11 protein-coding genes are annotated in these 13749 nt (G+C 52.7%); 3 read left to right on the top strand and 8 right to left on the bottom strand.

Annotated features, from left to right (window positions below; genetic code table 11):
- Nucleotides 1-198: 198 nt before the first annotated feature.
- The 4 genes from argH to rpsU all read right to left on the bottom strand — a co-directional run bounded on the left by argH (nucleotide 199) and on the right by rpsU (nucleotide 3715).
- On the bottom strand, nucleotides 199-1593 hold the full coding sequence (gene argH, locus LKE23_RS01210) for an argininosuccinate lyase (protein ID WP_267201649.1): 1395 nt from the start codon (nucleotides 1591-1593) through the stop codon (nucleotides 199-201).
- Nucleotides 1583-2815, bottom strand: coding sequence for an argininosuccinate synthase (locus LKE23_RS01205; RefSeq protein ID WP_291977667.1), 1233 nt, complete (start codon nucleotides 2813-2815; stop codon nucleotides 1583-1585). Before LKE23_RS01205 ends, argH begins: the two co-directional genes overlap by 11 nt.
- Before the next feature lie 200 nt (nucleotides 2816-3015).
- Complete coding sequence (locus LKE23_RS01200; RefSeq protein ID WP_267201651.1) at nucleotides 3016-3465, bottom strand: GatB/YqeY domain-containing protein; 450 nt, start codon at nucleotides 3463-3465, stop codon at nucleotides 3016-3018.
- Between the two features lie 58 nt (nucleotides 3466-3523).
- Nucleotides 3524-3715, bottom strand: coding sequence for a 30S ribosomal protein S21 (rpsU, locus tag LKE23_RS01195; protein ID WP_047770440.1), 192 nt, complete (start codon nucleotides 3713-3715; stop codon nucleotides 3524-3526).
- A gap of 352 nt (nucleotides 3716-4067) precedes the next feature.
- Here rpsU and LKE23_RS01190 point away from each other — a divergent pair, with 352 nt between their 5' ends.
- The gene (locus LKE23_RS01190) at nucleotides 4068-5609 is read left to right on the top strand and encodes an ABC transporter substrate-binding protein/permease (RefSeq protein WP_291977659.1); all 1542 of its coding nucleotides are present in this window, start codon (nucleotides 4068-4070) and stop codon (nucleotides 5607-5609) included.
- Nucleotides 5599-6339: an amino acid ABC transporter ATP-binding protein gene (locus tag LKE23_RS01185; RefSeq protein ID WP_291977657.1), complete on the top strand. Its 741-nt coding sequence runs from the start codon at nucleotides 5599-5601 to the stop codon at nucleotides 6337-6339. The genes LKE23_RS01190 and LKE23_RS01185 overlap by 11 nt, the downstream gene beginning before the upstream one ends.
- A 58-nt stretch (nucleotides 6340-6397) precedes the next feature.
- On the opposite strand, the gene LKE23_RS01180 is transcribed toward LKE23_RS01185, so the two are convergent.
- The 3 genes from LKE23_RS01180 to aspS all read right to left on the bottom strand — a co-directional run bounded on the left by LKE23_RS01180 (nucleotide 6398) and on the right by aspS (nucleotide 12062).
- Nucleotides 6398-8842 (bottom strand): SpaA isopeptide-forming pilin-related protein, encoded by a 2445-nt coding sequence (locus LKE23_RS01180; RefSeq protein WP_291977656.1) that lies wholly within the window; start codon nucleotides 8840-8842, stop codon nucleotides 6398-6400.
- 233 nt (nucleotides 8843-9075) lie between these two features.
- Nucleotides 9076-10218 carry a glycerate kinase gene (locus LKE23_RS01175; RefSeq protein WP_291977655.1) on the bottom strand — a complete coding sequence of 381 codons (1143 nt, stop codon included), beginning with the start codon at nucleotides 10216-10218 and terminating at the stop codon, nucleotides 9076-9078.
- Nucleotides 10219-10277: 59 nt separating this feature from the next.
- Entirely contained in the window at nucleotides 10278-12062 is a 1785-nt protein-coding gene (aspS, locus tag LKE23_RS01170) for an aspartate--tRNA ligase (protein ID WP_291977653.1), read from the bottom strand.
- Nucleotides 12063-12402: 340 nt separating this feature from the next.
- Between aspS and LKE23_RS01165 the strand changes: the two genes are divergently transcribed.
- Nucleotides 12403-13251: a fructosamine kinase family protein gene (locus tag LKE23_RS01165; protein WP_291977651.1), complete on the top strand. Its 849-nt coding sequence runs from the start codon at nucleotides 12403-12405 to the stop codon at nucleotides 13249-13251.
- A 45-nt stretch (nucleotides 13252-13296) separates the two neighbouring features.
- Here the strand turns inward: LKE23_RS01165 and dtd are convergent, their stop codons facing one another.
- Nucleotides 13297-13734 carry a D-aminoacyl-tRNA deacylase gene (dtd, locus tag LKE23_RS01160; RefSeq protein ID WP_291977650.1) on the bottom strand — a complete coding sequence of 146 codons (438 nt, stop codon included), beginning with the start codon at nucleotides 13732-13734 and terminating at the stop codon, nucleotides 13297-13299.
- Between the last annotated feature and the right edge of the window lie 15 nt (nucleotides 13735-13749).

The following is a 13749-nucleotide window of genomic DNA, read 5'->3' as shown; positions in this document are numbered from 1 at the left end:
TGCGAGTTCGTCTTCCCACCCCCGTCGACGCGGAGCAAGCCTATTTGGGAGGCTGGCTAGGCGTCCCGACGCGAAGCTAGCCTATCTGGTGGGTGTTGATTTATCAACGTTCAGGATCCAGCCAGCTACCGCGCTGCAGCATTTATAAGCTATATAACAGCAAAGAGGCTAGGTTAATTCCCAGCCTCTTTTGGCATACTAATTTGCTTTTTCTTGGGCGAGCAGCTGCTTGGCCGCCGCAATCTGGGCCCGGACCTGGTCAAAGCCGGTCCCGCCGTATGAATTCCGCCGTTGAACGGCCACCCGCGGCTTGAGGACCGTGTAAACGTCCTTTTCAATCCGCGGATCGATCTTTTGAAAGTCTTCCAATGAAATATCGGCGAGGTTGGTGCCGGTCTTGATCCCCTTTAGCACCAGTTCCCCGACGATCTCGTGCGCCTGCCGGAACGGGATTCCCTTAGTAGCCAGGTAGTCGGCCAGCTCGGTGGCGTTGGAGAAGTCGTTGTGGGTAGCGTGGGCCATCTTGTCCTTCTTGACCGTCAGGGTTTCGATCATCCCCGTCATCACCTTCAGGCTCGGCAGGATCGTCTTGACCGCATCGAAGACCCCTTCCTTGTCCTCCTGCATGTCCTTATTGTAGGCCAGCGGCAGGCCCTTCATCACCGTTAAGAGCCCCATCAGGTCACCGAAGACCCGGCCGGACTTGCCCCGGATCAGTTCCGCCATGTCTGGATTCTTCTTCTGCGGCATGATCGAGCTCCCCGTCGAATAGGAGTCGGCCAGCTCGATGTAGCCGAACTCGTAGGAGCACCAGTAGATGATCTCCTCGCACAGCCGTGACAGGTGGACCATCAGGATGCTGGCGTTGCTCAAGAACTCTAGGGCAAAGTCCCGGTCGGACACGGCGTCTAAGGAATTGGCGTAGGGCGCCGCAAAGCCCAGGTAGTCCGCGCTCAGCTTCCGGTCAATTGGGAAGGTCGTCCCGGCCAGGGCGGCCGCCCCCAGCGGCGATAGGTCGGTGTGCTGCATGTTGAACTGGAAACGCTCGACGTCCCGCTGGAACATCTGGAAGTAGGCCATTAGATAGTGGCCGTAGGAGATCGGCTGGGCGTGCTGCATGTGGGTGTAGCCCGGCATGACCGTCTCGACGTTCTCCGCCGCCCGCTTGACCAGGGCCCGCTGCAAGTCCTGCAGCGCATCCACGATCTTGGGCAGACGCTCCTTAACATAGAGATGGAAGTCGGTAGCCACCTGGTCATTCCGACTCCGCCCTGTGTGAAGCTTGCCGGCGACCGGCCCGATTTCCTTGGTCAAGAGGGCCTCGATGTTCATATGAATATCTTCATTTTCAACCGTAAAGGGCAGGCCGTCCTGTTCGAGCCGCTTGGCCAGCTTCTCCAAGCCGGCGATGATCTGGTCGGCATCCCCGGCCGAAAGAATTTTGGTGGCCTTGAGCATCTTCACGTGGGCCAGTGACCCCATGATATCCTCCTTAGCCATCTCCTGGTCAAAGGAAATGGAGGCGCCGAACTGGTCAACCAGGGCGTCTCCCGCCTGCTCGAACCGGCCGCCCCACATCCGTTTAATCGGCATCGTGAACCCCCTTTGCCTGGTTCTGCTTGCTCTTGTTCTGAACCTGGGCGTAGACCTTATCCGGTAGCTCCCACAGCTTGATGAAGCCGGTCGCAGCTTCCTGGTCGAACTCGTCGGCAGAGGTGTAGGTTGCCAGGTTCTTGTCGTAGAGGGAGTTTGGTGACTTCCGGCCTTCGCAGACCACGTTGCCCTTGAAGAGCTTGACCCGCACAACCCCGTTCACAACCTGCTGGGTCTGATCGATGAAGGCAACCATCGCCTTCATTAATGGTGAGTACCAGAGACCGTTGTAGATGATCTCGCTCATCTTTTGTTCGACGATCGGCTTGAAGTGGGCGACTTCCCGCTCCTGGGTCAGGTCTTCGAGGTCCTTGTGCGCCGCCAGTAAGACCGTGGCCGCCGGGCATTCGTAGATTTCCCGGGACTTGATGCCGACCAGCCGGTTTTCGACGTGGTCAATCCGGCCAATTCCGTTGTCGCCAGCGAGCTTGTCGAGCTTCATGATCAGTTGATCCAGCGACAATTCTTCGCCGTTAATGGCGGTTGGGACCCCTTCTTTGAAGCTAATCTCCAAGGTGGTTGGCATGTCCGGCGTATCCTCGATGGCCTTGGTCCGGGCGTAAGCGTCAGCTGGAGCAGCAACCCATGGATCTTCGAGGATCCCACATTCATTGGCCCGACCCCAGAGGTTTTCATCGATTGAGTACGGGCTGGCCTTGGTGATCGGGACCAGAATCCCGTTGTCCTTAGCGTATTGAATTTCTTCTTCCCGTGACCAGTGCCAGTCACGAATCGGATCCTCGATCTTCATGTCGGGTGCCAGGGCGTGGATGCCGGCTTCAAAACGAACTTGGTCGTTCCCCTTCCCGGTGCAACCATGGGCGATCGCGGTCGCCCCGTACTGGTTAGCAACGGCAACTAATTTCTGCACGATCAGTGGACGAGACAGGGCAGATACCAGTGGGTATTTTTGTTCATACATGGCGTGGGCCTGCAGGGCTGGCAGTACGAATTGTTCGGCGAAGTCGCGCTTAGCATCGATCACCACGGACTTCCAGGCGCCGATTGACTCACCCTTCTTTTGGATGGCTTCCAGATCGAGCCCTTCACCGACGTCAATACAACATGCGATCACGTCATAACCCTTATTCTTCAGCCACGCAATTGCGACTGACGTGTCTAAACCACCAGAGTATGCTAATACGATTTTTTCTTTTGCCATAATTCTCGTCCTCCAATTACTTGATTTGTGATTGGTGACTAATATACGCTTCGACTGAATAAAAATCAACAATTATTCGCAAATTTCTTTTATTTTCGTAAAATATACAGAATTATTGCATAATAATGACAAAGAAAAAGCCCGTCACAATGCCATTTGCGGCCGATTGTGACGGGCAGATTACAATTTAATTTTCTCTTTTATAAGTTGCTCAGGGTTTCCTTGACGGTCTGGTTGACCAGCTTACCATCGGCTTGGCCCTTGACCTTTGGCATCACGGCACCCATGACCTTCCCGAAGTCCTTCATGCTGGAAGCACCGACGGCTTGGACGGTCTCGGTGACGATCTTCTTAACGTCGTCAGCGGAGAGCTGCTTTGGCATGTACTTCTCGACCACAGCCATTTCCTTCTTGGTGGCTTCGACCAGGTCATCCCGGCCACCCTTTTCAAATTCGGCCAGGGATTCCTTGCGTTGTTTGTATTCGCGGGCCATAACGGCAATCTCTTCGTCGCTCGTCAGGTCGTGGCCGGCCTCAATCTGGGCATTTTGGACGGCGGCCTTTAACATCCGGACCACGGCCAGGGTGTCCTTGTCACGGTTCTTCATTGCACTAATCATGTCGGCTTGCAGCTGTTTTAATAAACTCATTATATTTCCTCCTCTTGACGAAAAAAGCCCCCACCATCAAAAGGTAGGAGCAAACATTTTAGTAACGACGACCACGCTTGTTCTTGCGCTTCCGTGCCGCTTCAGATTTTAACTTCCGTCGTACACTAGGCTTTTCGTAGAATTCACGCTTGCGGTATTCTTGCAGAGTTCCGTTACGTGAAACTGAACGTTTAAAGCGTCGAAGAGCGTCGTCTAAAGATTCATTCTTACGAACGACTGTTTTTGACATGTTGATTCCCTCCCTCCGAGCTTAAAGTTACGTAACAAGGCTACGAAATGCGCCTTTTCACTACAAATGGTATTGTACCTAATCCCATCTTGACTGTCAATGTTTTGTTAAAAAATCTTACATTTATGCTGACACAAATTTAAGTAGAAACTCTATTTTTTCCGTATTAACGTAAACCGTGCGTTAATCACCCTGGAAAATTTATTTTTTCTTACCCGATCCCCTCGGCACGGGAATGAAAACCCATTCAGCTCGTTGCATATTTATACTATTTTTCTGTTTTATATTGCATAAATAAAAATAAAGGTGTATATTGCTAACAATCATTAATTCAGACAAAGGAGTCACCACTATGAAACACCTCAAGCAATTATTCATGCTATTCATTCTGCTGTGGTCGCTGGTCATGCCAAGCACGGTTCTGGCCGCGACCTCCAGCAGCTCGAGTAGTTCAACCAGTTCGACCAGCGCCAGTTCATCCAGCGCCGTCTCCAGCAGCTCTTCGTCGAGCAGTTCAACCGATGATTCGCTGCAAAAGATCAAACAAAAGGGAACGTTAGTTGTTGGGACCAGCGCCGACTATCCACCGTACGAATTCACTACTAAGATCAATGGTAAAACCAAATATGTTGGTTTTGAAATTCAACTGGATAAGCGTTTGGCAAAAGATCTCGGCGTCAAACTGGTTATTAAAAACATGGACTTTGATTCGCTTATGGTCGCCTTGGAAACGGGCAAAATCGATGCTGTTGTTGGTGCACTGAACGTTACCAACGAACGGAAAAAGAGTGTTGATTTTTCCCACACTTACTACTCCGGGAATAGTTACTTCTTAATCAATAAAAACGATCGGAGCCGCTACAAAACTGCAAAAGACTTTAAGGGCAAGACGGTTGGTGCTCAGAACGGGACCACGCAGTCATCAATGATCAAGAAAAGTATGCCATATGCCACGAATAAGGGCCTCGCAAAACTTTCTAACTTGGTAATTGCCTTACAATCTCACAAGGTAGATGCTGTCTTAATGGATGAAGCTACGGCAAAAGCCTATGCTGCCAATAATGATAACTTTGTTGCCTTTAATTCCAAGCTGCCAAGTACTGCTGGCGATATGGCAATTGCCTTTCCTAAAGGTTCAACCGCACTAGTGGCTGCGGCTAATAAGACGATCGATGAAGTTAATAAGGAAAATGTGATTAATAAAAAATGGCTGCCAGAAGCTTCCAAATATATGCGGAGCTACAAAAAACAAAACACCGTGCTTTCCTACTGGCGCTACTTCGCCAAGGGGGTTGAGTACACCCTGATCATCACGGTCGTCTCAGTATTCTTTGGTTTCATCCTCGGGACCCTCTTTGCCCTGATGCGGCTATCCAAGAACAAGCTTCTGCACGCAATTTCCGTTTGCTACATTGAATTCCTGCGGGGAACTCCAATGATGGTTCAGATTATGTTCGTCTACTTCGGGATTGGTGCCGTAATTCGTTCGATGCCCGCCCTGCTCGCCGGGATTATCGCCGTCTCATTAAACTCCGGTGCCTACGTGGCCGAAATCATCCGTTCCGGGATCCAATCCATCCCGCTCGGCCAGACCGAAGCCGCCCGGAGCCTCGGAATGAGCAAGAGCACTTCATTCCACTACGTCATCATGCCGCAAGCCCTCAAGAACATCTGGCCGGCGCTGGGGAATGAATTAATCACCCTCTTAAAGGACAGTTCCCTGGTTTCCACCATCGGGGTTGGGGAGTTAATGTTTGAAACCCAGCTGGTTCAGGCGGATACTTATAAAGGGGTCCTGCCATTGTTCATTACAATGATGATCTACTTTGTCATGACCTTTACCCTTTCACGGGTACTGCTTTACTTTGAAGGGAGAATGAAACATGCCCACTAAAATGATTGAAGTTAAAAATTTGCAGAAGAAGTACAAGGACAACATCGTCCTGAAGGATATCTCCGAGGAGGTCGACAAAGGCCAGGTGATCTGCGTGATCGGACCGTCCGGGGCCGGGAAGAGTACCTTCCTGCGCTGCCTGAACGCCCTGGAGCAGCCCACCGGCGGCCAGGTACTGTTTGAAGGCCAGGACCTGACCGGAATGACCGATAAGCAGCTCGACCAGATTCGGGAAAAGATGGGCATGGTTTTCCAGGGGTTCAACCTCTTCCCAAACATGAACGTCCTGAAGAACATCATGATTGCCCCGGTAAAGGTCAAGGGAATCGACGAAGACCAGGCCAAGCAAACGGCCCTGAAGCTCCTCAAGCAGGTCGGCCTGGAAGACAAGGCTGACCAGTATCCTGACCAGCTCTCCGGGGGGCAAAAGCAGCGGGTGGCCATCGCGCGGGCTCTAGCAATGGATCCCGAGGTGATGCTCTTCGACGAACCGACCAGCGCCCTGGACCCGGAGATGGTCGAGGAAGTACTCAAGGTTATGCGGGATCTGGCCGCTTCTGGGATGACGATGGTCGTCGTCACCCACGAAATGGGCTTTGCCAGGGAAGTTGCCGACCAGATTTGGTTCATGGCCGATGGCTACATCCAAGAAAGCGGCAAACCGGAAGAATTCTTTACCCACCCGACCAGTGAGCGGGCCAAGGAATTTTTGCAGAAGATTTTGAAATAACCAATGGACGAAAAAAAGCCATGCAGATGCGACTATCTGCATAGCTTTTTTTGCTGTCCTAGTTTCTCTTCGGTGCAACTGCCAGGCTGGCGACCAGCAGGAGGCCACCCAGCATAAAGATTGCTAGTTGTGCATTTTTATTATTTCCAGTTTGCGGCAATTGATTGCCACGAACAACATTTTCTTGAGTGTCAGTCTTGATTGTTGAAGCGGGCAGAACCCGATCCGTCGTTGCCAACACCGGCTGTGAAGTATTTTCGACAACTGGTTGCTGTGGCGTGGACGAAGTAGGAACATCCTCTGGCACTGCCAGGTCAGTTTCACTCGTCGTCGTGGCGCTTGGCATCGTTGAATCATCAGTCGTTGGCTGATTTTCATTTGACGTTGCCGGCGTAGAAGGCGTCAGCGACGTCCACGGAATTACGTCCTCGGTAGTCGGCGTGGCCGAATCCTGAGCACGTTTACCCGGTTCCAGGCTTGGAACGTCCTGCGGAACCAGTGGCGTCCACGGAATTACCGTCTTGGACTTATTATTACTGTAATCTGTCCATGGGATTACAGTTTGAGACTTGTTGTTACTGTAGTCTGTCCACGGAATTACCTTCGTTGACGGGGTCAGCGGTGTCCATGGCTTAACTTCCTTCGCTGGAGTCAGTGGCGTCCACGGAATTGATGTTTCAGTGGATGGCTTCGTTGCTGGAGTTAACGGGTACCATGCATGTGTGTTACTGTAATCCGTTGCCGGCTTCTTCGCTGGAGTTAACGGATACCATGCATGCGTGTTGCTGTAATCCGTTGCCGGCTTCTTCGCTGGAGTTAACGGGTACCATGCATGTGTGTTACTGTAATCCGTTGCCGGCTTCTTCGCTGGAGTTAACGGGTACCATGCATGTGTGTTGCTGTAATCCGTTGCTGGCTTTGTTGCTGGTGTCAGCGGATACCATGCATGCGTGTTACTGTAATCCGTTGCCGGCTTCTTCGCTGGAGTTAACGGCTTCCACGGCATCGAAAATTTCTTCTTATCAGTAACTATCAATCCCTGGCCTTTTTCCTTCGCAGAAACCACGTATTTCCAAGTCTGATCGCTCACTTCCAAGTAACTTGGTGCTGAAATTTCCTTAATCATGTAAGTACCAGCATCCAGGTCCGTCAGATCGATAATCCCCTTTGCATCAGTCGTTTTCTTTACCGTCTTGCCATCAGGGTATGTGATTTCAAAAACTACCCCTTGGGCCGTCTTAGTTGAACCATCATCATCTTGATACTGCTTGATGATTTTCAGTTCGCGAGGATTCGTCCCGTAAACATGAGCATCGAAGGCGATATTTTTAACAGTCTTTGACCAGTGAACCGTCGTCGGTTGCTTTTCGCCACTCAAACGGTAAGTTACCGTCGCGGTGTTGTCGTAATTAGGCAGTGACGTGTTAGTTAAGATGGTCTTGTAACCAACCATTACTGACCGACCGCTAAAGTAATTACGATCTAGTGTCAGCTTTAAGACATTGTCATCAGTAGTCAGACGAACCGTTGGGAATGCCTGCTTGAACTCCTTCAAGTTGTATGATTTACCGTCAATGTAGAAGTAAATCGATGAAGGATCAGAAGTATCAAGCTTCATCCCATCACCAATTGGATCAGTCATTACAATATCATCATCCAGGTAAGCGGCGTCACTATTGAGATAAACACCCCACATAATGTAACGCGTGCCATCATCCTTCGTACGAATATCACCGACCTTAGATCCCTGCCAAGCTTTATGGCCTGGTCCTTCCTGTGGTGTATTGCTTTGTCCTTTTTCAGTGATGACCTTTACCTCGTTACCAGAGGAAAAGGTCAGATTATGATCTTCAGTATCAAGGTTACGGGCTTGAACTTCAAAGGAAAAGTCCCCATGAACATCTTCTGTAAAGTTTTCGATGTTCTTGTTAAACGTTAAAATGGCACCAGTTTCGCTAACTTGATAGCGACCAACATTGATCCCATCAATTGCAACATCCTTACCACCATTAAAGCCTTGAATATATGCTTTGGCACTCGTATCTAAGGGCCAAGTGATCTTGATAAAATCATTTTCATGAATCTTACCAGCAGCATCACTGAACATACCCTTCACCTTCAAACGAGCACCATCATTATAGGTAGCCTCAGCCTTACCAGTGTCCAAACTCGTGACGTCAATGCTAGTAATACGATTGCTAACATCCCGACTCTGAGTTGTCGAATTATTCACTTGTGAAGGTGCGGGAGCAGGGGCCGCATTTGATTCTTGCTGCGTCGCCTGTGCTGGTGTCGACGCTGCGTTTGAACCCGCGGTCCCCTGTTCACTATTTTCTACTGCACTGCCGGTTGGCGGATTAGTAGTCGGCACTGCTGCCGTTGTTTGTGCTTGCGTTACCGAACTATTATCGGCCGCGTGAACAGTTTTTGTTAAAAATGCAAAACTAGCTAAGAAGCACGCCGAGACAACCAGGAAAGCAGTTAACTTCCCAATTTTTCTCATTCCAATTTACTCCTCAACTTTATTTATCAGCACGTTTTGCATTCTAAAGTAAAACGTTATAACTGTCAATATAGCTTAAGGTAAAAGGATTTAATAAATATTCTTTATTGAAGGCAAAATTCTATTTATCGTTCGTCTTATTCGTTAAAAGCGCCCGCAACCGGTGGTCATCCGTATAAATATTTTTTCACAAAAAAAGATGACGGAATGTCATCATTGACATCCCGCCATCTTTATGGGCAACGCACTTTGATCAGCCTTGCAATGTTTTCCGCCGTCGTCGTTAGGTCATCCACCGCACTTGCACAGGCCGCTTGAAGGCTCTTCGCCCCGGTCGGGCTAGCAAAGAGCGCCGTGAAGCCACAGTCGTATAATTTGGCGGCACCCGGACCCAGGCGACCGGCCAGGCCAATCACCGGTGCTTCGGGAGCGACCCGGCTCGCTAACCGGGCGACCCCGAACGGCGCCTTGCCGAACTGGGTTTGAAAGTCAAGACTCCCCTCGCCGGTAAACACATAGTCGGCACCCGCTAACTGGTCAGCCAGGTGGTTGCAGGCCATCACCAGATCCACCCCGTGATGCATCTCGGCATTGGTAAAGGCCAGCAGGCCAAAACCCAGGCCCCCGGCGGCACCGGCACCAGCAGTTTTCTCAAGATCTACGTCCAGGTCCCGGCAAACGACACGGGCAAAGTGGTGGAGGTTGGCATCCAGCGTTTGGACCATCGCCGGGGTGGCACCCTTTTGCGGGCCGAAGACGGCCGCCGCCCCCTGGGGTCCAGTCAGCGGGTTGGTGACGTCGGCGGCCAGCTTGATTTTGACCCTGGCAAGCGCCGGATCGCGGTCCCCGGTGTCAATTCTGGCAAGGCAATCCAGTGCACCCCCGCCGGCCGGCAACTCCTGACCGGCTTGATCCAGCAGGTGGACGCCGAGGGCCTGGGCCATCCCGGCGCCGCCATCGGTTGTCGCGCTGCCGCCCAGGCCGATGATGATCTGGCGAGCGCCGCGGTGAGCCGCGTCCTGGATCAGTTCACCGGTGCCATAGGTCGTCGTTACCAGCGGGTTATGGGTCTGCTCATCGACGTACTGGATCCCGCTGGCCGCGGCCATTTCAATCACGGCTGTCTGTCCATCCCCCAGCAGGCCATACTGGGCCCGAACCGGTTTGCCCAGGGGTCCGGTGACCTTTCTTTCGATGAATCGGCCCGCCGTGGCGTCGACCAGGGCCTGGACGGTGCCTTCCCCACCATCAGCCATCGGGACCAGCTTATAGTCGGCAGTCGGGAAGATCCGCCGCAACCCGTCGGCAATCGCCTGGGCCGTCTCCTTGGCGGTCAGGCTTCCTTTAAACGAATCCGGTGCAATCACAAATTTCAAGTTTGTCGTCCCCTTTTTAGTAAAAAAGCACCCCGGCCATCGCCAGGATGCTCTTCATTTTAATCCAACTTGTAGTCAACCTTGTCACCGAACTCGATCTTCAGGTCGTCAAGTTGCTGAGCACTGACCTTGCCAGGTGCAGCCGTCAGCGGTTCGACCGCCTTGGAGTTCTTCGGGAAGGCGATGACGTCCCGAATGTTGTCGGCCTGGGCCAAGAACATTACCCAGCGGTCCAAACCAATGGCCAGACCACCCTCGGGCGGCATCCCCAGCGTCAGGGCTTTAAGCAGAAAGCCGAAGCGGGCCTCGGCACGTTCCTTGGTGTAGCCGAGGGCCTTCAAAACCTTCTCCTGGACCTTTGGATCGTGGATACGGATGGAACCCCCACCAATTTCCTGACCGTTCAAGACGATGTCGTAACTCTGGGCGTGGGCCTTGTGCGGGTCCTCGCCGTCTTCTAAGTAGTGCAGGTCTTCGGGGTTGAGCATCGTGAACGGGTGGTGAGCCGCGATCCACTTACCGAAGCCTTCGTCGTATTCAAACATTGGCCAGTTGACAACCCAGACGTAGTTCCACTGGTTCGGGTTGGTCAGCCCCAGTTCTTCGCCAAAGTGACGCCGCAGGTAGCCCAGGGAGTCACAAACCACGTGGAAGCTGCCGGCAACAAAGAGGATCAGGTCACCGGTCTTGGCGCCCAACTCGGCATTGATGGCGTCAGCCTGGTCACCCAGGAACTTGGCAACCGGACCGCTGTAACCGTCCGCGGTGACCTTGACCCAGGCCAGGCCCTTGGCGCCGTAACGTTTGATGTAGTCTTCCTGCTTGGAGATGTCCTTGCGGGAGTACTTGTCGGCCCCACCCGGAACGGCGATTGCCCGGACGTAGTTGCCCGCAGCAACCGTGCCGGAGAAGACCTTGAAGGAGGAGTCCTTGACGATGTCGTTTAAGTCGTGGATCAGCATGCCAAAGCGGGTGTCTGGCTTGTCAGTCCCGTACTTGTCCATGGCGTCCTGCCATTCCATCCGTGGGAACGGTAATTTAACGTCGATGCCGAGAACTTCCTTCATGACGTCCTTGATCAGACCTTCCGTCATGTCCTGGATCTCTTCCGGCGTCGCAAAGCTCATTTCGGTATCGATCTGGGTGAATTCCGGCTGACGGTCACCACGCAGGTCCTCGTCCCGGAAACACTTGGCGATCTGGTAGTACTTGTCGACCCCAGCGGCCATCAGCAATTGCTTGAAAAGCTGGGGTGACTGCGGCAGGGCATAGAAGTGACCAGGATAAACCCGGGAAGGCACGATGTAGTCCCGGGCCCCTTCTGGCGTGGACCGGGTCAGGTCAGGGGTTTCCACGTCCAGGAAGCCGTTCTTTTCAAAGTAACGGTGAACGACGTGGGTCACCTTGGACCGCAGCATCAGCTTCTTCATCATTTCCGGCCGCCGCAGGTCGAGGTAGCGGTATTTCATCCGCAGATCCTCGGAAGCGTCCACGCCGTCGGTAATGTCGAACGGCGTCGTTTCGGATTGGGCCAGGACCTTGATCGTCTCAACGGCAACTTCGACCTTCCCAGTCTTCATGTCGGGGTTGATTTCCTTTTCGGCCCGCAATTGAACCTTCCCCTGGACCTCCAGGACGTATTGGTTCCGCACCGCGTTAGCCACCTTGAAGGCCTCCGGATTTTCTTTTTCGTTGAAGACCAGCTGAACGATGCCTTCGCGGTCCCACAGGTCGATGAAGATCAGGCCACCGAGATTCCGGCGCTTGGCCACCCAACCCTTGAGGACGACTTCTTGACCAACTTGTTGTTCGCTGGTGTCCCCAGCGTAATTAGTTCGCTTCATTCTCTTGTTCTGCTCCTTTTTATCCATGAAAATAATAAAAAAGCGCCCCTGCCGACTGCAAGGGTGCAAATGCACGGTACCACCTTGGTATCTACTCATGATAACGTCAGACTCTGACGGGGACACGTCCCAAACCTAAAAAGCGTCAATCGAGCACTCGTCATACGGGCTTACACCAACCCCGCTCGCTGTCTTTCCTAGTGGTCGAGCATTCTTTTATTATCGGTCACGAATATCAAATTTTCAGTTTTTACCTTACTCGTCTCCCCTCCGAAAGTCAATACGCTGCCTTGCTTTTCCCCCGATTAACCTTAGGATTAGAGGAAAGGAAGTGGTTTTTATGAGTAAGTTAAATCAAGCCTGGTTTGCACAGCTGCCCTTCAAAAAGCTGGACAGCTTCCAACCGGTCAGCGGCGGGGACATCAACGAATCCTACCGCATCGAGGCCGATGGGCATTCCTACTTCATCAAGATCCAGCCCAACCAGCCGGCGACCTACTTTCAACACGAAATCAACGGCTTAAAGGCGATCGGCAAGGTCACCAACACTCCGACACCGCTGCACAATGGCGTGATTGACGGCAACGCCTACCTGGTCCTCAACTGGCTGGACGAGAGCGCCGGCAGCCAGGCCGCGCTCGGTCGGGCGGTGGCCACCATGCACCAGCAGGAGAGTGCCAACGGCCAGTTTGGCTTTGTCGACAACCACCGCACCAAGGCCCTGGTGAAGGATAATTCCTGGAACCGGAGCTGGGCGGACTTTTACGTCAACCAGCGCCTCTTGCCCGAGGTCAAGGTCGCCGCAGAGCGCGGCCGCTGGAACCGCTGGCGTCAGGAGCACTTTGACCAGCTTGTCAAGCAGTTCACCGCCTACTACCAGGAGCACACCGTTAAGCCCAGTCTCCTGCACGGGGATCTCTGGGCCGGCAACTTCATGTTTGCAAACGACGAGCCCTACCTGATTGATCCCGACGCCGTTTACGGGGATCGCGAATTCGACCTGGCAATGACGACCGTCTTCGGGGGCTTCGACCAGGAATTCTACCAGGCCTACGCCGCCCAGTACCCCTTTACCCCAGGCATCAATGACCGCCTACCCTGGTACCGGTTCTACTACCTCTGCATGCACTTGGTCCTCTTCGGCGAAAGCTACGGTGATGCTGTCGACCGGATTCTTAGCCAATATTAACTAATAGAAAAGGAGTTCCGTTTTGGTGCGGAACTCCTTTTAACGTTATTTTTCATAGATAATCGTGATCGGCCCGTCGTTTTCCAGATCGACCTGCATGTCAGCACCGAAGCGTCCGGTTTCGACGTGAACCCCGGTTGCCGCCAGCTTCTCGTTGAAGCGGTCATAGAGTGGTTCGGCGATCTCTGGTCTGGCGGCGTCGGTGAAGCCCGGCCGGTTCCCGTGACGGGTATCGGCATAGAGGGTGAACTGGGAGATCGACAGGATTTCACCGTTGACATCCTTGAGCCCCTTGTTCATCTTACCGTTTTCGTCCTCGAAGACCCGCAGGTTGACCACCTTATGAACCAGGTAGTCGAGTTGTTCGTCGGTGTCGTCTGGAGCAAAGCCAACCAAAAGCATGTAGCCCGGGCCGATCTTGCCGACGACCGTGCCGTCAATGCTAACCTGGGCGTGACTCACCTTTTGCAATACAATTCGCATCTTTTTAATTCCTTT

The organism is Limosilactobacillus sp. (assembly GCF_022482365.1).
In the GTDB taxonomy this organism is placed as follows: Bacteria; Bacillota; Bacilli; order Lactobacillales; family Lactobacillaceae; genus Limosilactobacillus.
Note: the sequence above shows the minus strand (reverse complement) of the source record. Positions and strands in the feature narration are given on the sequence as shown.